The sequence below is a fragment of the Mesorhizobium sp. M0633 genome (assembly GCF_040320645.1).
Taxonomy (GTDB): Bacteria; Pseudomonadota; Alphaproteobacteria; order Rhizobiales; family Rhizobiaceae; genus Mesorhizobium.
On the sequence record NZ_JAMYQC010000027.1, the window covers coordinates 71,719 to 94,552 of the forward strand.

Here is a 22,834-nt window from a genome sequence, read left to right on the forward strand (position 1 = left end):
CATTTGAATTGAAGGAGCGCCGTTGATGGCCGCGAGCTCACCGGTCTAGTCTAGAGACCGACCAGCCGCTTGAGATCGGCGGGCGATGCGCCCGCCTTACGCTGGGCGGCAAGGCCGGTATCGCCAAGGCTCTTCGACAGTTTTCGTCCGTCCGGGCCCAGGATCAGGCGATGGTGAAAATAGGCCGGCTGCGGCAGGCCAAGCAGTTGCTGAAGCAGCCGCTGCACGCTGGTCGCGGAATAAAGGTCCTGGCCGCGCACGACATGGCTGACGCCCTGCAGCGCGTCGTCCATGGTGACGGCGAGGTGATAACTGGTCGGGATTTCGCGGCGCGCCACGACCACGTCGCCCCAATCCTGCGGATGGGCTTCGACACGACGCGTCGCGGAGAGCGTCTCGTCCGTGTGTTCGGCCCATGACAGGTCCTTGCCGGCGCGCGCTATTGCCGCATCGACGTCCAGCCGCCAGGCAAATGGCACATTTTCGGCGACGCGCCGCTTGCGTTCGCTCGCCGTCAACGCCTTGTCGGCGGCGGGATAGAGCGGCACGCCGTCCGGGTCGCGAGGCCAGTCGCGGCCGCGCTTTTCGCTGTCGGCGATGAAGGCGCGGATCTCACTTCTGCTCATGAAGGCCGGATAGACAAGCTCCGCTTCGATCAGCCGCTCGAGCATCGCCCGATATTCGGCAAAATGCTCGGACTGGCGGCGCACCGGTTCCTCCCAGCCAAGCCCAAGCCATTTCAGGTCGCGAAAAATGCCTGCCTCGAATTCCGGCGTGCAGCGCGTCGTGTCGATATCCTCGATGCGCAGCAGCAGGCGTCCGCCCGCCGCCTTTGCCAATTTCTGATTGAGCAGCGCCGAATAGGCATGGCCGAGATGCAGTTCGCCGTTCGGGCTCGGCGCGAAGCGGAATGTCAGCAGTGTCATTGTCCGGCGGCAATCGGGTTGTGTGGCGCTTTCGCCAATTGCTACTTTGCGCCGGTGGCGTCGTGCGTCCAGAGGGACACGTGACGAAGCGTGCGGCACTTTTGATTTTGGAACAAGCAGACATGCAACGCATCGCCAGTCTCGACGACATTGCGCAAGGGCTGGATAGGCTATGCTTACTCGACCCACGCCTGGAAAAAGTGCGCGGCATGGCCGGCGAGGTGCCGCTCAGGCTGTCGGAGCCGGGGTTCAGGAGCCTTGCCTCGATCGTCGTTTCACAACAAGTGTCCCGCGCGAGCGCCGATGCCATCTTCGGCCGGCTGACGAAACTGCTCGATCCGCTGACGCCGCAGGCGATACTAGCCGCCGATGAGGCGGTCTTCCGCGAGGCCGGGCTATCGCGGCCCAAGCAGCGCGGCCTGGTTGCCGTCGCCCGGGCGGTGGCCGAGGGACTCGATCTCGATCACCTGTGCCGGCTCGATGCAAGCGAGGCGATCGCGGCCATGACCAAGGTGCCGGGCATCGGCTCGTGGACGGCTGAAGTCTACCTTTTGTTTGCCGCCGGACACCCAGATATCTTTCCGGCGCGCGACGTTGCATTGCAGAGCGCGGTCGGCCATGCACTCGGCATCGACCCGCGTCCGCCGGAGAAAATGCTGATCCGGCTTGCCGAATCATGGAGCCCGTGGCGCGGTGTCGCATCGCGGCTTTTCTGGGCTTATTATCGCGAATTGAAGGGCAGGGATGCCGCGCCTCCGGCCTGAATCCGCAAAAAAGCATTGAAATCATGCGTTTTTGAGACCCGGCATGATCGACAATCCGCTTCACATCCCTGTCATGTCGGGCTTACAGTATCCGCGTCGACCGGTTCTAGGGTGAAGGAGGTCAACGACGTGACGGTTGCCGTATCTCCGGATGGGCTTCCAGCGCTGGTGCTGAATGCGGATTACCGTCCGCTCAGCTATTACCCCCTGTCGCTCTGGTCCTGGCAGGATGCCATCAAGGCGGTGTTCCTCGAGAGGGTGAACATCGTCGCCGAATACGAACACGCCGTCTCTTCACCGACCTTTTCGATGAAGCTGCCGAGCGTCGTCAGCCTGAAGGCTTACGTGAAGCCGTCGAGGCATCCGGCGTTTACCCGTTTCAACGTCTTCCTGCGTGACCGTTTCCAATGCCAATATTGCGGCACGCCGGACGATCTGACGTTCGACCATGTCATTCCTCGCCATCGCGGCGGCGCCACGACCTGGGAGAATGTCGTCGCTGCCTGCTCGCCCTGCAATCTGAGGAAGGGCGGCATGATGCCGGCCCACGCCAAGATGTGGCCGCTGCAGAAGCCCTACCAGCCGACGGTGCATGATTTGCATAATAACGGCCGGCTGTTCCCGCCCAACCATCTACACGAAAGCTGGATGGATTATCTGTACTGGGATGTCGAACTCGAGCCGTGAGATCATCCGATAATTCGGGAGGCTGGCCGTCTGAAGCGATTTTCTGCGCTTCCGATGCTCACGGACCAATGTCCGCTCCGCTTCGGTTCTCGACAATCACTCCACCCGACTCAGCCTGCCGAATTCTTGGATGATCTCGTGTCGCGCTAAATCAGTCGCGGGCGAAGGCGCTGCGGAAGGCTACGACTGCCAGGACAAAGCTGGCGATGGCGTTCCAGCCGGCCAGCGACAGGCCGAGGATGCGGAGCGCCGCCTTGTCGCAGGAGGGCGGGACGAATTTGTCGAGCGCATCGAGCACGCCCTTGCCGCCGGTGTCCACCGGCCCGGCGGCTGCGGTGCAATCGGTCGGGCCTGGCCACCACGCCCATTCGACGCCGGAGTGATAAACGCCGAGATAGACGCCGTAGAGCATCAGCAGGCCGCCAACAGCCAGCAGGCCACGGCTTACCCAGGCTGGCGCGTGAAGAGCCGACGCAAGCACCGCCAGCAGCATCAAGGGCACGCCGACGTAGTAAGGCGTGCGCTGCTCGAGGCAGAGCTTGCAGGGGATATAGCCGCCGAGATACTGGAAGGCCAGCGCCGAGCCGACCGTGGCGGCCATGGCGACAGCGAGAAACAGGGCGGTGCGCAGCCGCTGGCGTCCGGTATCGGCATTCACGGTCGCTGTCATCGGACTCAGTCCATTCGGTTCGATGTCGTTCAGACGGCGTATTTGACGACGATATAGAGCAAAATCAGGGCAGCGGCGGCGGCGCCTGCAATCTGGCCAAGGCGCTTTTCGATGAAGTGGCGGATCGGCTCGCCATAGCGGCGCAAGAGCCAGGCGAGAAACAGGAAGCGAGCACCGCGCGCCACGATTGCCAGCACGATGAACAGCAGCAAAGGAACACCGATGACGCCCGACAGGATCGTCACAACCTTGATCGGCGGCAGATGGGCGAGGCCGGAGGTGACCAGCATCAGGATGATGAAGCCGACACCCGATGAGACGCGCATCGCTTCGAACTCGTCATATTTGCCATAAAATTCGAGGATCGGCCGCGCCACCGCATCATAGGCATAATGGCCGATGAACCAGCCGGCGATGCCGCCCAGCACCGAGGCGACGGTGGCGACCAGCGCGTAACGATAGGCGCGATCCGGCCGTGACAGCGCCATCGGCAGATAGAGGACGTCGGCCGGCACCAGGAACACCGAGCTCTCGACGAAGGCGATGAAGGCCAGCCACCATTCGGCGGATTTGCTCGCCGCCAGCGACAAGGTCCAGTCGTAAAGTCCGCGAAGCATCGGCACTCCTAATGCACGCCCAAACCAGAAGCGGTCTTGGGATCACGACATGTACAAACAAGACTTGGAAGCGCCCCGCATCAACCTCGTCGGACAAGGTGCGCTTCAATGACATGCGCCGCCTGTCTAGAAAGATTTTCCGCGCTGCACAATGGCAGCTGCTTCACGAAATCGAAAGGCTGAGGCTTGAGCGAGCCCAGATGTCGGGATTTGGCCAGTTGACGAGCAAGCCATGGCGTCGAACACTTGCCCGCTGAAGTGCGTCAAGGCAGTTTCCAATTACATCGTGGGTTTTCCGGTCGAACACGATCCGTGTTTAAATACCGGCGATTCCTGTCGCATCCTCTCTCCCTGCTTCGCCCTTTGCGCCGCCATGTCGTTGTCTGATTTCATTTATCGCCCCTTTGAGAAGCTCATCCGTCCGCTGGATATTCCACCCGCGCCGCTGCCTGCGAGCGGGCCGTTTGCACTGCTCCTGCATTTTGCGCGGATCTTCCGCGGCACCCTTGCGGCCATTACCGTCCTGATGATGGCGGTCGAGGGGATCAACCTTGCGACGATTTGGGGGGCCTCGTTCGTCGTCGATGGGGTGAGCGCGAAGGGCGCGGCGGTTTTCCTGCAGGAGGACTGGCCGACGCTGGTCGTGCTCGGCGTGCTGGTTTTCCCCGTGCTGCCGTTGCTCATCTTCGTGGGCAATGCGCTGAACTCGCAGACGGTGGCCGTATGCATGCCGGCGGCGATGCAGTGGCAGGGCCACAAGGCGGTGGAACGTCAGGATCTTGCCTTCTTCCACGACCTCTTCGCAGGTCAGGTGGCGTCGCGCATTTCGCAAGTCGCATCCGCCGTGCAGCAGCAGATCGTCGTGGCCTTCTACAGAATACCGCTGTTTCTGGTGCAACTCGTCGGGTCGCTCGTTCTGCTTGGCGCGTTGTCCTGGCCGCTGGCGCTTCCGGTTTTCCTCTGGATCTCCGCCAACATCGCCATTGCGGTGGTGGCGGTACCCCAATATTCCGAGCGGTCGCGCCGCTCGGCGCGGGGGCGAAGCCTCGTGGTCGGCGCCATGACCGACCTCTACAGCAACATTCAGATGGTCAAGCTGTTTGCGGCGGAAGACAGCGAGGCGGGCGCGATGCGGACCGTGATGGAAAACGCCATCGAGACCCAGCAGCGCGAAAGGCGCATCTATCTGACGACCGATATGGGCGTCGTCCTGCTCAACGTTGCCCTCTTTCTCACCAACGTTGCCATAGGGCTCTGGGGATTTGTCGCCGGCTTCGTCACGGTTGGTCAGTTCGCCGCTTCGATCGCCATCGTGCAGCGGCTCAATGCCAACTCCCGTGCCTTCCTGCAGATGGGCCAGCAGATTTTCCAGGCGGTGGGCACGATCCGCGACGCAATGCCGGTCGTGACGACGCCGCCGACCATAAAAGACGCGCCGAACGCTAAGCCGCTCGACGTCACGGCCGGCGAAGTCGAGTTCAAGAACATCCAGTTCGAATACCGCGAGGGGCAACGGGTGATCGAAGACCTGTCTCTCACCGTGCGCGCCGGCGAGAAGGTCGGGCTCGGCGGCCTCTCCGGGGCCGGCAAGTCGACCCTTGTCAGCCTGCTCCTGAGGTTCTTCGAGCTGAAGGGCGGCGCGATCCTGATCGATGGGCAGGATCTCCGCAGCGTGACCCAGGCCAGCCTTCGGGAGAGCATCGGCGTCGTCACCCAGGACGTCTCACTGCTGCATCGCTCCGTCGGCGACAACATCCGTTATGGCCGGCCCGATGCCCCGCCGGAGGCGTTGGAGCGCGCCGCGATGCTGGCCGAGGCCGACGGCTTCATCGCCGATCTCAGAGATGGCGAAGGCCGCACCGGCTACGACGCTTTCGTCGGCGACCGCGGGGTGAAACTTTCCGGCGGCCAGCGTCAGCGCGTCGCGATCGCCCGGGTGTTGCTCAAGGACGCGCCAATCCTGGTTCTCGATGAGGCGACGTCCGCATTGGACAGCGAGGCCGAGGCGGCGGTCCAGGACAAGCTCGCTCTTCTGATGGAAGGCAAAACTGTGATCGCCATCGCCCATCGCCTGTCGACGATTGCCAGGATGGACCGGATCGTCGTCCTCGACAAAGGCCGCATCGTCGAGGAGGGAAAACCATCGGCGCTGCTGGAGCGCGACGGGCTCTAAGCCCGACTGTGGAAGCTTCAGACCGGCGGCTATATTGCCGACGCCCTCGAGGAGATGTGAGCCGCCCTCGGTGATGATGTTTTTGCTCATGGCCGGCTCGATACATTCTGCTTTCACTCCGGAAACCGGACTTGGCTGAACTCGTTTCCACCATAGCGTTCGGAAGCCGATCCCAACTTCATCGATCATGAGCGAAGCCATAATCCCGAACTCCCGTGCCGCCATTCTCGAGCGGCGATCTGCCGGCGCGCTGACATGGTCCGGCCCCGCCCTGATGTTGTTCGCGCGGTCGGCTTTCGCTGTTGCCGCGCAGGGCCTGGTTGCGGCCGTGTACGCTGCGCACGGTTCGGCGACGCCCTGGCGCGACGCAGGGGCTTGGCTGCCGGTATACGGCAGCTTGATCGACGCGGGCTGCCTTGGACTCCTTTGGTGCCTTGCGCGGCGCGAGGGCATCACGTTGCTCGATTTGGTCGGTTTCGATCGCAACCGCTTGGGGCGCGATCTGTTGTTGGGCGTTGCGCTCATCCTCCCGAGCCTCGTTTTCATCTACGTTGGGATCACCGCCAGCAGCCTGTTGGTCTATGGCAACCCTGACGCACCGCAAATATACGGACCTTTGCCGCTCTTGCCTGCGCTCTACGGGGTGCTGATCTTTCCGTTGGTCTGGGGCATTACGGAGCAGACCACCTATAACGGCTATCTTCTGCCGCGTTTCCAAGTCTTGTCGGGAAGCACGGGATTTGCCGTTGCCGTCGTAGCGTTTTCCTGGTCGTTTCAGCATGCGGTGATGCCGCTGACGTTCGACCCGCATTTCATGCTCTACCGGCTCTTGGCACCCATCGCGCATTCGACATTCATCACCCTCGTGTACCTGCGCGTGCGCCGCATCCTGCCGCTGGCGACGGCGCATTGGCTCATGGATGGGGCGTCGGTATTCATCGGCATTCTGTGGCCGCTGTTGCGGTAGAAGGGTTCAAACGGGACGAGATGCCCGCTATCGATCGAAGCGCCGTATCACGAGAACCGAAAGGCTGGGCTCGAGCTAGATGGGATCTCGGGAATTGGCCAGTTGACGAACAGGCCTCCAACCGTATAGTCCGCGCCCATCCAGGCCGCCCGGCCTGAGCCCCTATGGCGGAATTGGTAGACGCGCTCGACTCAAAATCGAGTTCCGCAAGGAGTGCTGGTTCGATCCCGGCTAGGGGCACCACTTTTTAAATTCCCACCCACTTCTTATTGAACCTAATGGCGTGGATGGGATCGTCCAGCGACGCGCCCGACCGTGGCCGAATGATTGCACCTTGCCTGCTGCCGCGAGCTGCTCGAGCTTCCGCTGAACGGTGCGCGGACCAGCCCCAAGCGCAAATCTGGCGTTCCTCACCGCACGCGATCAGGCGTGCCGCGGTCCCGCAAAAAGACGTTGCCGCAAAGTCGATCGCTGCCCGACGGACATGTTTCCTCCCGCGAACTACCCACCAGACCCGGCCCACGGATGCAACCTCGGGAGGTGAGATATGCGGGCATTATGGCACGATGCGAAACAGCTTCGTCTTGGATCGTGCTGCGGGCCGGAGCCGCCGCCGTGCCTAGCGCAGGGCCGCCACGACGTCGGCGAAGTCGGCCCGCTTGCCATTGCCGGCGCGACGCAATTGCACCTCGACCGGCTTGCCGTCGGATTGGTCGCAGTAGACGATGGGTCCGGGCCGCACCCATTTGTCGCCCCACTCGGTCAGCGCGATAATGACCGTTTTGAATTCCAGCCCCTTCCGGGTCAGGACGTAGTCGGCCTGCTCGCCGGCGGCACCCGGGCGACGGTCCATCAGGCCGGCCTCGACGAAATCCTCGAGGCGCTTGGCCAGGATGTTGGTGGCGATCCCCAGGCTCTTCTGGAATTGCGAAAAGCGCGTGCAGCCGCCGAATATCGCGTCGCGCAGGATCAACAGGCTCCAGCGCTCGCCGACCAGTTCCAGGGCGCGTGAGGCCGAGCAGTTTTGTTTTTCATAGAGACGACCAAGCATGGTGTGAACATACCCTATTGACTTGCATCATGCAAGTATGCATTGTGCTTGCATGATGCAAGCGACAGAGGTCGAGAGAGTGTCGCTCCACTTCATCGCCCGAGATTTCGGGTGTCCATCAACCAATCAGATCCAGACAGGAGATATGTTATGAAAAAGGAAGAAGATTACACGACGTCATTCGTCGTTAAGCAAAGCCCCGAAGAGGTTTTTGCCGCGGTTGTCAATCCGCGAGCCTGGTGGTCGGAAGATATAGATGGCGATACCAACAAGCTCGGTGCGATATTCTACTATCATTTCAAGGATATCCACCGCGGCACATTCAAGGTCACGGAGCTTGTGCCTGGCAAGAAGGTCGTCTGGCACGTCGTCCAGAACTACTTCAACTTCGTCAAGGATGCGACCGAGTGGACCGGCACGGACGTGGTCTTCGAGATCGCGCCGACCGAAAAGGGGACCGAGCTGCGTTTCACCCATGTCGGGCTGACGCCGAGTGAAGAATGCTACGATGTCTGCCATGACTCGTGGCGCTTCTATGTCGCGAGTCTCCGCGACCTGATTTCGACGGGCAAGGGGCAACCCAACAAGGGCGAAGAGAACGCCAACCCAACGGTTGTGCCGCAAAACGAGGATCTCGGCGCCGTCGAGCGCAAGGCGGCAGGCGATGGCGCCGAGATGATCGTCATGACGACGGCAGCGGCGAAGCCCGGCATCGAAAGCAAGGTGCGGAATGCCCTGCGGGACGTGGCGGGGGCGGCCCGCAAGCAAAGCGGGTGCATCGACTATAGCGTCTTTCGCTCGGAGGCAGAGCCCAACGTTACCATCTGCGTCGAGCGCTGGGCATCGAAGCAGGAGCGCGACGCTTTTCTACGCTCGGCGGACGCGAAGAATTTCGTTTCGGCCATAACCGGCGCCTTCCTGGAGCGGCCTTCGCCGATCTCCTACACGACGTTGGAAGTCGGGTCCTAGTTGCAAGGTTCGCCCGGTCACGGCGCCGGCTGCCCTGGAGCAATGCAACGGGGCAGACGGCGTCCAAGCGTGGGAACAGAAAACCATAGCCTACTTGCATGATGCAAGAACGAATGGCTTGCATTCATGCAAGAGGAAGAGAGATCGCCGTGCCGAAATCGATGGAAGTCACAAACAAAGCCGTTCTCGTGACCGGGGCCAATCGCGGCCTCGGCAAGGCGCTGGTCGAGGAAATATTGAGGCGGGGTGCCAAGCGCGTCTATGCCGGCGCGCGCAAACCGCTCGCCCACGCGGATCGGCGCGTCACGCCGCTGATCCTGGACGTGACCGATGCGGTGCAGATTGGGGCGGCTGTCGAGCGGATCGGGTCTCTCGATATCCTCATCAACAACGCCGGCATCGGGCTCTACGACGATCTTGGCGATCGTGCTGCGCTCGAGCGACACCTCGCCGTCAACCTGCTCGGCGTGCATGGCGTAACCCACGCATTCCTGCCGCTGCTCACGCATTCGCGCGGCGCCGTGGTCAACATCCTGTCGGAAGCGGCTCTCGTTCCCTTCCCGATTATTCCGTCTTACTCACTATCGAAGGCCGCCGCGTTTTCCATGACGCAATCGCTGCGTGCTCTCGCCGGCGCTCGTGGCGTGAGCGTTCATGCAGTCCTGTCCGGTCCCATAGACACCGACATGAGCAGAGACGCCGATATACCGAAGAGCTCCGCGGAGAGCGTCGCGAAAGGCATCCTGGACGGCATGGCGCGAGGGGAAGAGGAAATCTTCCCTGATCCAAAATCGGCATCCATGGCCGAGAGCTGGCGCGGAAGCGCGTTCAAAGCGCTCGAACGCCAGATGGCGGCCTTCGTCCAAGCCATGCCCGCCAAGCCATAGGCGACCGCCGCCATCGATGCGCTGCCAGCATTTGCAATTCAGCGCCCCACAGTGGAGCGGAACATCATGCTGTTGAACGCAACTTCCCCGGTTTTCACCAGCGGATCACGATGACTTTGTCGGTCCCGTTGGCGAGTTCGACAGCTTCGGTGCCATCCGGTTTGCGGCTTTGGATTCTGGCGCTCTCGACAGCTTCAACGCCAACAACGTTGACTGCAAAGGCTTCATCGATTTCGGCGGCACAGACCAAGGTGTCCGGCGGCAGGTCCTTTACTTGATCCAACAACTCGCGAAGCTTCATGGTCGAATCTCCTTGGCGATAGCAGGAATGAGCAGCACGCTTTCGCCGCACATTCGGAACCATGTCCCTTGAGAAAGGTTCCCGATGAGGTGGAGATGCCGCAGAATGGGACGAGCGCGGCGATCCGCCCGTCGCGATGATGTGAACGCGCCGTGCGAAGCATCTGTCTCAAATCCCTGTCCCTAATGCTGCCGGCGCAATTCCTTGTTGATCATGCCGCCCATCGCTAGACCGACCGCCATCACCGCAAAAGTCGCCGCGATAGATCGCTTCGGCAGCACCGTCTCCCAACCTGGCGTCAACCGCTTCGGCACGAAGCCATAATCTGTTGCCGCGGCAATGGCCGCTGCCGCCAACGCATCGCGAAATATCAGAAGCGACGGACGCGGCGGCCTCGAGGCGAGCCATAATTCGAAAAGGAATGCCCAGAAGATGGAGGAAGCGTGATGCGTGCCATAGCCGACGAGCGTGTGCGCCACGTCACCGCGCCGCACTGACGCGGCCTGTTCGCCGTAGAGCCAGTGGCTGGTCGCATTCGTGGGCTGCAGGGCGCCTTTGCCTTCCCGCCTGGCAAGCAGGGCCAATGCAGCTGTCGTGGCGAGGCTGACGATCGTACCCGAAACGGCTGCGGACAATCCTGTCTGGATCAGACTTTTCACTTGGTCCTCCGTCGTTTCGCGGTCGGCTCCTTGGAACGCCTTTGTGAATTCGCGGCAGTGTCGTGATTGCCAAAACGGCAAAACGAGTCCGAAGTTCCGAGCACGGACTTTTGGTTGGACGTTATCCCAGGAGCGTCCTCCGGGATAACGCCTTTGAGGTCCGGCTGCCTTTCCTGGTAGGCTCGGATCGGACCCTGAGCCGCTATTACATCGGCCCCGGCACCATCTTGGTCGGCTGCTCAGGCATCGGAAACGGATAGTTGTCGCATTTCACGTCCGGGTTCGTCGGGCTGAACATTCCGAGCGGGTTGTCCTTGAACAGCCAGGCGTGAAGGTCGTAGTGGTGGAACTCCTTCGGGATGAGCGGGTAATGCCCCTCCATCGGCCCCTGGAATGTCTGGCCGAAGAGCTTCGGCGGCTCCTTTGTGTCCGGCGTCAAGGGCACGAGCCATTCCGCGCCGACCAGGCGCAATTCGCCGCCGACCGGCTCATAGATCAGCACATTGGGGCGCGTCGGATCCGCGGTCGGGCCGACAGTCGTGACGTTGACGAAATGGATGCCCATCGCGCCCTTCGGGTAGTCCATCGCCCCCTCTACCTTTTCGCCGCTGTAGAAGACGCATCCTACCGTCGATAGATAAAGCTCGCGAATGGCAACCTTGTAGTCTTCATACCTGGACAGCGATTTACGCAGGGCATCGATCTCGGCTTTGTCGGGTTCGGCCGCCCGAGGAGTGGCGGCGTTCAGACACGCGCCAATGAGACCTGCCAAGGCGAGGATACCGACACGCCAGAGGTGAGTTGTTTTCATCATGCATTCCTCCCAGATTTTTTTCTTCTGGCCGTGCAGGACCGAGGCGGCAGTGATGCTGGACGCGCGGCCGTAATTGATCGCCTCATCCCGGTTGGGACTGCGTCGATGCTAATCCTTTCCGCTGATCGGGAGAATTAACCCTGACGACCTAGGCCCGAGCGGGCCGACGGTGCGGAGACGGACGGCCAGGCCCGCTTTGGACCGATGCACTAGCGCCGGCGCAGCAGGCTCCTCATCCGGTTGCGCAGCAGGCGCGCCATGTTGCGGGTTTCGCGGTAGAGGTGAAGCTGCGACGCCGCCTGGCGGGCGGGGCGGTCGGCATCCGGCGTCAGCCCGATCACCAGCGTGCCCATCGGCTTGCGTTCGCTCCACAGCCGGCTCATCACCGGATGGTCGGGCACCGCGCAGGAATCGGTCATCATGATGTTGGGGTCGTCGAGATGCTGCCTGGTCACCTCGATCATCAGCAGCGTGCCCGGCGAATAGGCGGCGAGCGTCTCGTCATAGGCGGTCTTCCAGGTGTAGGCGACGCCGGCCTCGACGAAGACGATCAGGCAGGCAATGGTGCGGCCGTCGAGCGTCAGCGAATGGATGCGGCAGAGATCCTGCTCGGCCAGCCGGTGCACCGCCTCGCGGGCGAAGGCGGCGCGGTAGCGGTCGATCGCCATGGCAGTGCGCTCGCGGCCTTTCCAGCCGGCAGCCTCCAGCGTCAGGAAATTTTCGATGGCGTGGCGGATCTCGTCAGGCCCGCGCGCCACGACATGCTCCAGTCGGCCGAGGTCGGCGAGGCGGCGCTTCAGGCGGCGGAACTCGCGATAATGGTGGGCGCGCAGCGAAGCCTTCAGATATTCCTCGCCGTCGAGCGCGCTTTCGAGCACCGGGCGCTCGGCCTTGCCGGTGGTGACCAGCGTCAGGCCGCGCGTTTCGGCGACGCTGGCGAGCAGGCTCGCCACCGGGCCGTCCAGCCTTATGTCGGGCAGCACGAAGACCTTCGGCAGTTTGAGATGCGGCCTCGACAGCATCGCGAAGAAATCCTCGATGACGCCGATCGGATCATCGCGGTCGACCAGCGGCGTGCCGATCGGGCCGAACGGGCTCGACCAGGTGCGCATGACTGGAACCCCGAGCGGCACCGCCGGCCGCTCGACCGAGAACGGCACCAGCAGGCGCAGCCGGTTGCGATACTGGTCGCCGTCGCGGATGACGGCCAGCCGCACCTCGCGGTCCTCCAGCCTGGGCATGGCCGGCGCCAGGAAGCGCGGATTGAAGAAGACGTTGGGCTCGATCGTGCGGGTGCAGAGATAGTCGAGCTCCTCGACCAGGTCGAAGCCGGCGGAGGCCGGATAGATGGCAAGCTTGCGCTCGGGCCGGTTGTTGGCGAGGATCTCGACATGGGCGGGGTCGGGTTCGCGGGCAAGCCCGGCAAGGCCGGACACCATGGCGCCGGCCGGGCCGCCGCTGGTTTCCTCGAGCAAGGGGACGGCAGCCATCAGGCGGCTCCTTTGGCGGGCACGAAAATGACCATGGCGATGCCGAGCTTGCGCCAGACCGTAAAGGACAGCGCGCCGGCCTCGAAGATCATGGCGAAGACGGTGGCCATCGCCGCGCCCCACAGACCGAAGAGCGGGATCAGCACGACGCTAAGCGCGATGTTGAAGGCCAGCGTCATGGCATAGACAGCGGCACAGATATTCTGGTTGCCGCTCATGGTGAGCAGGCTTTCGCAAGGGCCGACGGCGGCCCGCGCGACGACGCCGAGCACCAGCAGGAACAGCAGCGGATAGCCGGCGGAAAATTCCGGGCCGAACAGGGTCAGCATCGGCTCGCCCAGGGCCAGCACGAGCAGCGCCATCGCCAGCGACGGCCAGAAGGTCCACGACACGGTTTCGCGGGCGAAGGCGGCGAGCTTTTGCGGCTCGCCATGGGTGAACTGCGCATAGCGCTGGGCGACGCCGGCCTTGACCGCGAAATAGACGAAATGCACCAGCGCCAGCGTCTTGACGGTGGCGAAATAGACGGCGACGTCGTTGGGATCGAGATAGGCGCCGACCATCAGCACGTCGGCATTGGTGAGCAGGAAGAAGAAGCTCTCGACCAGGAAGATCGGCAGCGAGACGATGAACCATTGGCCGAAATGCAATTTCATCGGTCCGGCCGGAATTCTTTTGTCGATGCGCGACGTCACGCCGACGAGCTGACCGAGCGTGGTGGCGTAGGTGGCGGCGATCGCGGCGAAGATCGCCGTTCTGGCATCCGGCGCGTAGCCCGCCAGCAGCATCAGCGCCATGAACGCCAGGATCAGCAGCGGCCGCACCAGGAATGTCGGCGACAGCGCAAACAGCGCCCAGGAATTGGCCCGCGCCAGCCCTTGCAGCAGGTCGGACATGGCGATCATCGGCAGGCAGATGATGCCGAGGATGAACGGCACGACATAATAGTTCTCGATAAAGGGCGACAGCAGCCAGACGCCGAGCGCGCCGAGGCCGGCGATCACCGTCGAGGCAATCAGCACGAACAGCCGGCTGGCCCGCACGATGCCGCGCAATTCGGCCAGCATGCCGCGCTCGCGATATTCGGGAATGAAGCGGATGATCGAGGTGTGGAAGCCGAGGCAGGCGAGATTGCCGACGATGACCATCGTCACCCAGACGAGGACGAAAATGCCGTATTCGAACGACCCCATCCAGCGCGCCATCAAAACCTGGCTGACGAAGGCTATGACGGCGCTGACGATGCGGACCGAAAAGGCGATCAGCGACATGCGGCCGGCCTCGCCGCGCGCGCCGGCGCTGAACAGCACGGCATCGATCAGGCCAAGCAGCGGCCTTATGCGCAGCGCAAGGCGCTGCGGCAGGAACCGCCCGGCTGTCGTCGCCGCGGAAAAGCGCACCCCGATCACACTCCGTTTTCCGCCAATTTACAGGGTGTTGGTGTAGCGGAGACACATTAAGAAACGGTTGGGTGGGCTTTCCTTCGCCCCGTCTCGGGGAGAAGGCGCCGGCAGGCGGATGAGGGGCGGGTGCGCTGCTTCATATTCATCATTCGCGCAACCCTTCACCCTGCTCGGTAGTGTCTCAGTTTGAAATACGCGGAAACGCCTATCTCGTTTGCCCCATATGCCAAAACGCCTATATGCTTAGCGGAACGCATGGCAGCAACAATGGTCTACACTGTCATCTGGTATGGAAGGCAGGGCATCGTCGACAAGGTGATCTTCGACGAGGAGAAGACCGCGAAAGATCATGCAACCTCCATGTTCCAAACCCGAAAGGGTGACGATGGAATCGTGTCCGTTGAAGTTCGTAAGGACAACGGCGCTGTCGTCTTTAGCCATGCGGAGAACTAGGAATGCCAACCGGACCTAAAGGCCAGGAAGGATGTTCTGCCACCACTTACCAGCTCACAAACAAGCTCATCAAGATCGGTGCCGAGGTTATCAGCCATGGGTGTTATGTCGCCTTCCAGATGCGGAGGTCGCTATCCCGAGGCAACTCTTCCCCGACATCCTGCGGCTGATCGCGGAACTCCGGCCATCGCCCTATCCATCACCGGCGTGACCGGCCCGGTTGTCATGCGTTTCAGCAAAACCAGGGGAGAACTATGCCTTGAAGAAAGCGAAATCGACATCCTCGGCCAGCAGCGGGCAGACATCACGACTTTGGCCGATCACCAACGCCATTTTTGCCGGGTCTGGTCTTGCAACTGGTGCCAGTTTGCGCAAACCTCAGTCTCAACAGACCGGTAATCCGGTGGATGCCTGATTACCTGAATCTGGGAGGGGCGAAGTGTTAGGCGAGCCCATTACCGTTCTGATGGTCAATGAGTATCCTGACTACATTGATGCACAAGTGTGGGCTGCTGAGCTGAAAACCCGTGTGCCGCAGCTGGAGTTCAGGCTTTGGCCAGACGCCGGGAACAAAAGTGACATAGATATTGTGCTGATCGACAAGGGCGCCAGTCCTGGCTTTTTTGATGCCATGACGGGGCTAAGCGCCGTCGTCTATTTGGGAGCTGGTGTCGAGGGTATTGATCTTCAGAGCTTTCCCAAGAGTGTTCCGCTCATCAGGCTCGCAACGCGTGAGCAGGCTTCGGAAGTGGTGCAGTACATCGTCCTTCGCGTTCTCTGCCAGCAACGGCATGTTGCGGATTACATTAGTCTACAAGCCCGCAAGTTGTGGAATCCGATCGCGCCGCGGAAGATCTCCGAGACAAGAATAGTTGTGCTGGGTGCGGGCCGGATCGGTGGCTGGGCCGCAAAGCTGTTTGCGGACTTGGGCTACGACACAGCAGTCTGGTCTCGTCATCAAAAGACGCTTCCTGGTATACACAGTTACTTTGGCCGTGCCCAGCTTGCGGACGCACTCACAAGTCGGGACTACGTTATCTGTTCACTTCCCCTGACTGGTGACACTCGTGGGATACTGAACTCGAGTGCCTTTGGAAAAATGAAGCGAGGTGCCTACCTTGTGAATGTCGGCAGGGGCGCGCATGTCAACGAAGCCGACCTGATCCGCGCTCTCGACGAAGGTCAGCTTTCTGGTGCTTGTCTTGACGTGTTTGAGCGTGAACCGCTGGAGGCTTCATCGCCGTTGTGGACTCATCCCAAGGTGACCGTCACACCTCATGTCGCGAGCTTCTGGGTGGATTCTGGAATCGACCAGGCCGCAGATCTCTGCGGTCAAGTCGCAAGAGGAGAGCCTCTGTCCAACAAGATCGACCTCGAACGGGGTTATTGAATCGAAGTAGTGTCTTTACCCACTTTAGCAAGTTCCGATCTTCATGAAGCGCGGACATCAGCGCGTGCGTCACCCGGCTATTAGATTTCAAACTGAAACACCACCGACGGTCGAGATACAGAAAATTCGAAATGCGTATTTTGGTGTCGGCGGGACAGCGCCCCCTGTGGCCTGCCGGCCATCTCCCCCTCAAATGGGGAGATCGACTAGTCGCCAACGCCTCTGCTGCCCCTCATCGCCCTTTCGGGCACCTTCTCCCCGTATGACGGGAGAAGGAAAGTAGGCGCTTACGCAAACGCCCCATGACAATGCTTGTATTTTTTCCCTGACCCGCACGGGCAAGCCTCGTTGCGGCCGACCTTGCCCCAGGTCGCCGGGTTCTTCGGGTCGCGGTCTTCGGGGGCGACGATGGCGTTGGTCTCCTGGCGGACCAGCACGGCCGTCTCGCCGCCTTCGAAGTCGTCCTCGCCGGTGAAGCCGTCGATATGGCTGCCGAACATGTCGGGCGCTTCGGGCGGCGGCGCTTCGGCCGCCTGGCGGACCAGCTCAACGCGCATCAATTGCGCCGTGACGGCCTGGCGCAGATTGCCCAGCATCGCCTGGAACAGCTCGAACGCCTCGCCCTTGTACTCCTGCAGCGGATCGCGCTGGGCATAGCCGCGGAAGCCGACGACCGAGCGCAGATGGTCGAGATTGACGATGTGCTCGCGCCACAAATGGTCGAGCGTCTGCAGCACCACGGAGCGCTCGACATAGGTCATCACGTCGGGGCCGAAGCGCTCCGCGCGCTCTTTTGCGGCGCCCTCGGCGGCCTGGCTGACGCGCTCGCGGATGTCGTCCTCGGCGATGCCTTCTTCCTTGACCCAGTTCTCGACCGGCAGATCGAGATTGAGGAATTCGGCGATCTCGGCCTTGAGGCCGGCGACGTTCCACTGCTCGGCATAGGCGTTTTCGGGAATGTTCTTGGCGACGATCTCCTCGATGACGCCTTCGCGCATCTCTGTGATGGTCTCGGACAGGCCCTCGCCGTCCATCAGCTCGATGCGCTGTTCGAACACCACCTTGCGCTGGTCGTTCGAGACATCGTCATATTTCAGCAGGTTCTTGCGGATGTCGAAGTTGCGCGCCTCGACCTTCTTCTGCGCCTTTTCCAGCGCCTTGTTGATCCACGGATGGATGATCGCCTCGTCTTCCTTGAGGCCGAGCTTCTGCAGCATGCCGTCCATGCGCTCGGAACCGAAGATGCGCATCAAATCGTCCTGCAGCGACAGGAAGAATTTCGAGCGGCCCGGATCGCCCTGGCGGCCCGAGCGGCCGCGCAACTGGTTGTCGATGCGGCGCGATTCATGGCGTTCGGTGGCCAGCACGTAGAGGCCGCCGGCGGCGAGCGCCTTTTCCTTCAGCCGGGCGATGTCGTCGCGGATTTCCTTTTCCCTCGCCTCGCGCTCGGGGCCGGCCGGCATGTCGCCAAGCTCGTCGGCGATGCGCATGTCGGCATTGCCGCCGAGCTGGATGTCGGTGCCGCGGCCGGCCATGTTGGTGGCGATGGTGATGGCGCCGGGCTTGCCGGCCTGGGCGACGATCGCCGCCTCGCGCTCGTGGTGGCGGGCGTTCAGCACCTCGAAATCCTTAAAACCTTCCTTGCGCAGGCGTTCGGCCAGCTGCTCGGACTTCTCGATGGAAGTCGTGCCGACCAGCGTCGGCTGACCCTTGGCGCGGGCTTCCTTGATCTCCTTGACGATCGCCTTGTATTTCTCCTCGACCGTCCGGTAGACCTCGTCGTCTTCGTCAATGCGGATGACCGGCAGGTTGGTCGGGATCTCGGTGACGTCGAGATTGTAGATGTTGGCGAATTCCTCGGCCTCGGTCAGCGCCGTGCCGGTCATGCCGGCGAGCTTCTTGTAGAGGCGGAAATAGTTCTGGAAGGTGACCGAGGCGAGCGTCTGGTTCTCCGGCTGGATCGCCACATGCTCCTTGGCTTCGAGCGCCTGGTGCAGGCCCTCCGAATAGCGGCGGCCGGGCATCATGCGGCCGGTGAACTCGTCGATTATGACGATCTCGCCGTTGCGCACGATATAGTCCTTGTCCCGCTGGAACAGCCGGTGCGCCTTCAGCGCGTTGTTGACGTGGTGGACGATGGCGACGTTCTCGACGTCGTAGAGCGACTCGCCCTTGAGCAAGCCGGCATCGCGCAGCATGTTCTCCAGCTTCTCGGTGCCTTCCTCGGTGAAGATCGAGGTCTTTTGCTTCTCGTCGATCTCGTAGTCCTGCGGCTGCAGCTGGATGATGAAGGTGTCGATAGTATTGTACATTTCCGAACGGTCCTCGAGCGGACCGGAAATGATCAGCGGCGTGCGGGCTTCGTCGACCAGGATGGAATCGACCTCGTCGACGATGGCGTAGCTGTGTCCGCGCTGCACCATCTGGGCGCGCTCGTACTTCATGTTGTCGCGCAGATAGTCGAAGCCAAGCTCGTTGTTGGTGGCGTAGGTGACGTCGGCGGCGTAGGCGACGCGGCGCTCCTCGTCGGACAGGCCATGGACGATGACGCCGACTTTGAGGCCGAGGAATTTGTAGACGCGGCCCATCCATTCGGAGTCGCGCGTGGCCAGGTAATCGTTGACCGTGACGACATGGACGCCGTTGCCGGCGAGCGCGTTGAGGTAGACCGGCAACGTCGCCACCAGCGTCTTGCCTTCGCCGGTGCGCATCTCGGCGATGCCGCCATTGTGCAGCACCATGCCGCCGATCAGCTGCACGTCGAACGGCCGCATGCCGAGCACGCGGCGGGCGGCCTCACGCACGGTGGCGAAGGCCGGCACCAGGAGGTCGTCGAGACTGGCGCCGTTGGCGATGTCCTGGCGGAATTTGTCCGTGCGGGCCTGAAGCTCGGCGTCGGAAAGCGCCCGCATCTCGTTTTCCATGGCATTAATCGCCTCGACGCGCGGCCGGGTCGATTTGACCCGACGATCGTTGGAGGAGCCGAAAACCTTACGGGCGAGACCGCCGAGACTGACCATCCAATGGCCCTTTCGATAGCATTCCAAGTCATTGCGACGGGCGCCGGCCGGCCCCCATCAAATGCGCGTGAACGCGGACAAACGCAAAAAGCGCCCGGAAAACGGTTCTGGACGCAAAGTCGTTGGACAGATAAGAGGGGGCTCATTCGATGTCAACGCCGCGCTCGCCCTGTCGACCGCGCCAAATTCCGCCACAATCTTGCTGGTCTGGAAGCCATTCCGCTCTAGCTACCCCGCTTTGGAGATAATCGTAATGTCAGTATTGTTCCGCCGCGCGTCGCTCGCCAGCCTTGGTCTGGCATTCGGGCTATCGGCCCTCTCGCTGTCGCCGCTGATGGCACAGGAGGCCGCCCCTGCCCAGCCGGCAGCACCCGCTCCGGCGGCCAAGCCGGTCGATCCGAACGCCGTGGTCGCCACCATCAACGGCCAGACGCTGACCGAGGCAGACCTTGGGCTTGCCGAGGGCGAGCTGTCACAGCAGTTCGCGCAGCTTCCGCCCGAGCAGCGCCGCGCCGCGGCGCTTTCGGCGGCGATCGAAATCCGCGTGATGGCGGCTCAGGCGGTGACCACCGGCCTCGACAAGGATCCCGACTTCCAGCGCCGCATGGCCTTCCTGCAGCAGCGCGCGCTGCATGGCGAAATGGTCGAGAAGGGCGTCGTCGACAAGGTTACCGATGCCGAGGTCCGCGCCCGCTACGACCAGGAAATCGCCAACACGCCGCCCACCAATGAGGTGCACGCCCGTCACATCCTCGTGAAGACGAAGGAAGAGGCAGACGCCATCATCAAGCAGCTCGACGGCGGCGCCGACTTCCAGAAGCTTGCCAACGAGCACACCAGCGATCCGAGCGGCAAGACCAGCGGCGGCGATCTCGGCTGGTTCGGACCTGGCCAGATGGTGCCGGAATTCGACAAGGCGGTGTTTGCGCTGGCGGTCGGCAAATATACCGACCAGCCGGTGCAGTCACAGTTCGGCTGGCATGTCATCAAGGTCGAGGACAAGCGCACCAAGCAGCCGCCGGCGTTCGACCAGGTCAAGGACCAGGCGCGCCAGGCGGTCATCCGCGACAAGTATTTCGCGCTGGTCAAGTCGCTGCGCGCCAACGCCAAGGTCGACATCCCCGATGCGAACCTGAAGAAGACGGTCGACGCGCTGGAAAGCGCCAAATAGGCCAGCCTGCGGGGCCGACCCGGTCCCCCGGATTGGGCTACGACAGGGCGCGCTGCAGCCCTGTCGCTTCTATTTGGTAGGGCGAGCGATGATGCGTCGACGCCGCCGCCGGACCGCCGTGGCGTCGCCGGCATCGTCGGCGACTATGCCTTTCAAGACATAGCCGACCGCCCTGCGCAGCGTCGCTTCGTCCTCGTCCAGGCGGTTCGTCAGAAGATGCGTCCAGCCGAACGAGGCGATCAGGTCGGCGACGACAGTGGCATCGACGTCGGCTGCCACCTCTCCCCTTGCCTTGGCGCGTTCGATCATCTGGCCGGTATGGACACGACGCCCTCTTGCGTATTCGGCGAGGGCGGCGGCGGCTTTTTCGTCCGACTGCGCCTCGGCAATCAGCGATCTGAACACGCTGCCCGACGATGTGTCGCGCCAATGCGCGAACAAGCTCTTCAGGAAGCCGACGAGATCCTCCGCAAGGTTCCCGGTATCGGGATTGTCGACGCGCTTTTGCCGCTGGTAAACATCGAGCAGCAAGGCGGCCTTGCTTGGCCACCAGCGATAGATCGTCGGTTTTCCGGCGCGTGCGCGGCGCGCCACCGCCTCGATCGAGAAGCCGGAATAGCCGGCTTCGACCAGTACCGCCTCGGCGGCATCGAGAATGGCATCGGCGCTTTCCGGGCTGCGCCGTGCGCCAGCCGACTTGCGCCCGGGATCGGTGATTTCGCCCATCTCTTCTTCCTTACCCGCGATTTCAGCAGCCATCATATACAACTCTTGACGAAACGAAACGATCCGTTTTATATGTAACGAAACGTTCCGTAACGATAAGGAGGACAGCAATGACTTCGACCGCCGCCACGCGTTTTTCGCGCCTGCGCTTCGCCCTGCTGGTGCTGCTCGGCGTGTATCCGCTGATCACTGCCATTCTGTACGTGGTTTTTCCGCTGACGCAGGAATGGCAAATCTGGCAGCGCACGCTGGTCATCGCGCCGCTGATGGTCTCGATCATGATCTGGGGGCTGATTCCGGGCGTGCAGCGGGTGTTTCGCGGGTTCATCAACCCAGCGGTCCGCTGATGTTCATTCCTGCGCTTGCGACGTCTCCGACGCAACGCGCCACGCGCCATCGGCCAGCACGAGTTCCAGCGTCACCCGCGCCTTGCCGGTCAGGCGCTGCGCCGATTTGTCTTTCGGCACATAGTCGTAGCGCATGGCGAAAACCACGTCGGCACGGTCCTGGCCGTGCGGCGTCACCTCAAGGCTGCCGGGTTCGAGACCGAACGACCACGATGCCCATTGCGCGAACCAGTCGGTCTTGACCTTGACGATCGCCTCGCTGTCGTAGCGCGTGCCGTAGATGGTGGCCGACGCACCGTAGAGCCGCTTGACGGTTTCGCGCATTCTCCTGGCATCAGGCGCCAGATAGTTTTCGCGCAAGAATTTTTCGATGGCACCCTCGTCGCCGACGGAGCGTTCGAGCGCAGCCACCTGCGACGCGGGAGCCGGGCTGACGGCCGGTTTCGGTTGCTGGGCAGTGTCTCCGCCCGGAACGAATTCGAAACGCTCGAGCAGCGACCCCTGCTCCCAGGGACGCTGCGCCTCGCGCGTTGCGGAAACGACGTCGCGGCGCACTGCGATCATCATGTCGTTGATGCTTTGTCCGGGCTCGGCCATATGCCGCAAAAGAGCCGCCGCAAAGGGCGAGTTGCGCCCCGTCCCGTCCATTGCGACGGCGCCGGGCGCAGTCGAGAAGGCGATGAACGAGCCGCGTGTCGACTCGAACTGGGCGAGGCCGGCGAGAGCCGTCGCCGAGCGCGTCGTGGCCCTGCGGCTGAGACTTCGCGCAAACGGGTTGTTGCGGCAGGCATCGAGGAAGACCAGGCTGACCTTGGTCTGCTGCTCCATGATGTCGAGAACCTCGTCGATCGGCACCGCCTCGAGCTGCAGCTTGACCGGCATATCCAGCCGGGCGTCGACCGGCACGATGAAGTTGCGCCCGTCGACCTGCAGGCCGTGGCCGGCATAGTAGAACAGCCCGGCACCGGCGCCTTGCAGCGCATCGGAGAATTCGCCGATCTTGCGTTCGAGCTCGCGCTTGCCGAGATCGTTGCCTTCGATCACCTCGAAACCGATGGCGCGCAGCTTGTCGGCGATGTCGAGCGCATCGTTGACGGGATTGGCCAGCGTGCCGGCTTCGGCGTAGCTGCCGTTGCCGACCACAAGCGCCACGCGCCGCGCCGTCTGCGCATCGGCGCGCAGCAGCAGAAAGCCCAGAAACGCCAGTGCCAAGACCACAAGCCTGCCCATGGGGCATGATCATAGCGCTATCGGTCGCAGCGACGCCAACAAATTTGCAACAGCCTGCTTGCGGCCGCGGCAGGTGTCAGGCTTCCGGCACCCGTAACGGCTGTGAAACGCCTTGCGCC

23 protein-coding genes, 1 tRNA gene and 1 pseudogene are annotated in these 22,834 nt (G+C 62.4%); 13 read left to right on the forward strand and 12 right to left on the reverse strand.

The window, feature by feature from the left end; translation table 11 throughout:
* Positions 1–50: 50 nt before the first annotated feature.
* The gene (gene gluQRS, locus NKI47_RS24920; RefSeq protein ID WP_352593921.1) at positions 51–926 is read right to left on the reverse strand and encodes a tRNA glutamyl-Q(34) synthetase GluQRS; all 876 of its coding nucleotides are present in this window, start codon (positions 924–926) and stop codon (positions 51–53) included.
* Between the two features lie 122 nt (positions 927–1,048).
* Here gluQRS and NKI47_RS24925 point away from each other — a divergent pair, with 122 nt between their 5' ends.
* Together NKI47_RS24925 and NKI47_RS24930 are read left to right on the forward strand one after the other, a co-directional pair.
* Positions 1,049–1,690 (forward strand): DNA-3-methyladenine glycosylase family protein, encoded by a 642-nt coding sequence (locus tag NKI47_RS24925; RefSeq protein ID WP_352593922.1) that lies wholly within the window; start codon positions 1,049–1,051, stop codon positions 1,688–1,690.
* A 129-nt stretch (positions 1,691–1,819) separates the two neighbouring features.
* A complete protein-coding gene (locus tag NKI47_RS24930) occupies positions 1,820–2,377 on the forward strand; it encodes an HNH endonuclease (protein WP_023677956.1) in 558 nt (185 codons plus the stop codon).
* A 151-nt stretch (positions 2,378–2,528) separates the two neighbouring features.
* Here the strand turns inward: NKI47_RS24930 and NKI47_RS24935 are convergent, their stop codons facing one another.
* Positions 2,529–3,047: a disulfide bond formation protein B gene (locus NKI47_RS24935; RefSeq protein ID WP_352593923.1), complete on the reverse strand. Its 519-nt coding sequence runs from the start codon at positions 3,045–3,047 to the stop codon at positions 2,529–2,531.
* A 29-nt stretch (positions 3,048–3,076) separates the two neighbouring features.
* A complete protein-coding gene (locus NKI47_RS24940; RefSeq protein ID WP_023677958.1) occupies positions 3,077–3,664 on the reverse strand; it encodes a YqaA family protein in 588 nt (195 codons plus the stop codon).
* A gap of 373 nt (positions 3,665–4,037) precedes the next feature.
* Here NKI47_RS24940 and NKI47_RS24945 point away from each other — a divergent pair, with 373 nt between their 5' ends.
* The 3 genes from NKI47_RS24945 to NKI47_RS24955 all read left to right on the forward strand — a co-directional run bounded on the left by NKI47_RS24945 (position 4,038) and on the right by NKI47_RS24955 (position 7,047).
* The gene (locus NKI47_RS24945) at positions 4,038–5,837 is read left to right on the forward strand and encodes an ABC transporter ATP-binding protein (RefSeq protein WP_352593941.1); all 1,800 of its coding nucleotides are present in this window, start codon (positions 4,038–4,040) and stop codon (positions 5,835–5,837) included.
* 187 nt (positions 5,838–6,024) lie between these two features.
* Positions 6,025–6,804, forward strand: a complete 780-nt coding sequence (locus tag NKI47_RS24950; protein ID WP_352577190.1) for a CPBP family glutamic-type intramembrane protease — start codon at positions 6,025–6,027, stop codon at positions 6,802–6,804.
* Positions 6,805–6,962: 158 nt separating this feature from the next.
* Positions 6,963–7,047, forward strand: a tRNA-Leu gene (locus NKI47_RS24955).
* 376 nt (positions 7,048–7,423) lie between these two features.
* Here the strand turns inward: NKI47_RS24955 and NKI47_RS24960 are convergent.
* On the reverse strand, positions 7,424–7,855 hold the full coding sequence (locus tag NKI47_RS24960) for a winged helix-turn-helix transcriptional regulator (protein WP_352456668.1): 432 nt from the start codon (positions 7,853–7,855) through the stop codon (positions 7,424–7,426).
* 150 nt (positions 7,856–8,005) lie between these two features.
* Here NKI47_RS24960 and NKI47_RS24965 point away from each other — a divergent pair, with 150 nt between their 5' ends.
* The gene (locus NKI47_RS24965; RefSeq protein WP_352570538.1) at positions 8,006–8,824 is read left to right on the forward strand and encodes an antibiotic biosynthesis monooxygenase; all 819 of its coding nucleotides are present in this window, start codon (positions 8,006–8,008) and stop codon (positions 8,822–8,824) included.
* A 149-nt stretch (positions 8,825–8,973) separates the two neighbouring features.
* Positions 8,974–9,711 carry an SDR family NAD(P)-dependent oxidoreductase gene (locus NKI47_RS24970; protein WP_245274743.1) on the forward strand — a complete coding sequence of 246 codons (738 nt, stop codon included), beginning with the start codon at positions 8,974–8,976 and terminating at the stop codon, positions 9,709–9,711.
* Between the two features lie 94 nt (positions 9,712–9,805).
* Here NKI47_RS24970 and NKI47_RS24975 read toward each other — a convergent pair whose 3' ends face one another.
* The 5 genes from NKI47_RS24975 to NKI47_RS24995 form a co-directional block, all read right to left on the reverse strand.
* The gene (locus NKI47_RS24975; RefSeq protein WP_023677964.1) at positions 9,806–10,012 is read right to left on the reverse strand and encodes a hypothetical protein; all 207 of its coding nucleotides are present in this window, start codon (positions 10,010–10,012) and stop codon (positions 9,806–9,808) included.
* A 182-nt stretch (positions 10,013–10,194) separates the two neighbouring features.
* Positions 10,195–10,671 carry a hypothetical protein gene (locus NKI47_RS24980; protein ID WP_352593924.1) on the reverse strand — a complete coding sequence of 159 codons (477 nt, stop codon included), beginning with the start codon at positions 10,669–10,671 and terminating at the stop codon, positions 10,195–10,197.
* Positions 10,672–10,876: 205 nt separating this feature from the next.
* Positions 10,877–11,485: a hypothetical protein gene (locus tag NKI47_RS24985; RefSeq protein WP_352593925.1), complete on the reverse strand. Its 609-nt coding sequence runs from the start codon at positions 11,483–11,485 to the stop codon at positions 10,877–10,879.
* A gap of 209 nt (positions 11,486–11,694) precedes the next feature.
* Positions 11,695–12,975 (reverse strand): GNAT family N-acetyltransferase, encoded by a 1,281-nt coding sequence (locus NKI47_RS24990; protein WP_352593926.1) that lies wholly within the window; start codon positions 12,973–12,975, stop codon positions 11,695–11,697.
* Positions 12,975–14,375, reverse strand: a complete 1,401-nt coding sequence (locus tag NKI47_RS24995) for a lipopolysaccharide biosynthesis protein (protein WP_352593942.1) — start codon at positions 14,373–14,375, stop codon at positions 12,975–12,977. Before NKI47_RS24995 ends, NKI47_RS24990 begins: the two co-directional genes overlap by 1 nt.
* A gap of 270 nt (positions 14,376–14,645) precedes the next feature.
* On the opposite strand from NKI47_RS24995, the gene NKI47_RS25000 reads away from it, so the two are divergent.
* The 4 genes and pseudogenes from NKI47_RS25000 (at position 14,646) to NKI47_RS25015 (ending at position 16,221) form a co-directional block, all read left to right on the forward strand.
* Positions 14,646–14,831: a hypothetical protein gene (locus NKI47_RS25000; RefSeq protein ID WP_352456662.1), complete on the forward strand. Its 186-nt coding sequence runs from the start codon at positions 14,646–14,648 to the stop codon at positions 14,829–14,831.
* A 53-nt stretch (positions 14,832–14,884) separates the two neighbouring features.
* Positions 14,885–15,042: pseudogene (locus NKI47_RS25005) on the forward strand (IS1380-like element ISCARN79 family transposase); the annotation flags it as partial.
* 48 nt (positions 15,043–15,090) lie between these two features.
* Positions 15,091–15,246 (forward strand): hypothetical protein, encoded by a 156-nt coding sequence (locus NKI47_RS25010; protein WP_352456661.1) that lies wholly within the window; start codon positions 15,091–15,093, stop codon positions 15,244–15,246.
* A 24-nt stretch (positions 15,247–15,270) separates the two neighbouring features.
* Positions 15,271–16,221, forward strand: coding sequence for a 2-hydroxyacid dehydrogenase (locus NKI47_RS25015; protein ID WP_352456660.1), 951 nt, complete (start codon positions 15,271–15,273; stop codon positions 16,219–16,221).
* Positions 16,222–16,508: 287 nt separating this feature from the next.
* Here NKI47_RS25015 and secA read toward each other — a convergent pair whose 3' ends face one another.
* A complete protein-coding gene (secA, locus tag NKI47_RS25020; RefSeq protein WP_352593927.1) occupies positions 16,509–19,241 on the reverse strand; it encodes a preprotein translocase subunit SecA in 2,733 nt (910 codons plus the stop codon).
* A gap of 253 nt (positions 19,242–19,494) precedes the next feature.
* Between secA and NKI47_RS25025 the strand changes: the two genes are divergently transcribed.
* Positions 19,495–20,412 (forward strand): peptidylprolyl isomerase, encoded by a 918-nt coding sequence (locus tag NKI47_RS25025; RefSeq protein ID WP_352456658.1) that lies wholly within the window; start codon positions 19,495–19,497, stop codon positions 20,410–20,412.
* 69 nt (positions 20,413–20,481) lie between these two features.
* Here the strand turns inward: NKI47_RS25025 and NKI47_RS25030 are convergent, their stop codons facing one another.
* Positions 20,482–21,138 carry a TetR/AcrR family transcriptional regulator gene (locus NKI47_RS25030; protein WP_352593943.1) on the reverse strand — a complete coding sequence of 219 codons (657 nt, stop codon included), beginning with the start codon at positions 21,136–21,138 and terminating at the stop codon, positions 20,482–20,484.
* A gap of 110 nt (positions 21,139–21,248) precedes the next feature.
* On the opposite strand from NKI47_RS25030, the gene NKI47_RS25035 reads away from it, so the two are divergent.
* Entirely contained in the window at positions 21,249–21,485 is a 237-nt protein-coding gene (locus tag NKI47_RS25035; protein WP_352593928.1) for a putative antibiotic biosynthesis monooxygenase, read from the forward strand.
* Positions 21,486–21,488: 3 nt separating this feature from the next.
* Here NKI47_RS25035 and NKI47_RS25040 read toward each other — a convergent pair whose 3' ends face one another.
* A complete protein-coding gene (locus NKI47_RS25040; protein ID WP_352593929.1) occupies positions 21,489–22,715 on the reverse strand; it encodes a caspase family protein in 1,227 nt (408 codons plus the stop codon).
* Between the last annotated feature and the right edge of the window lie 119 nt (positions 22,716–22,834).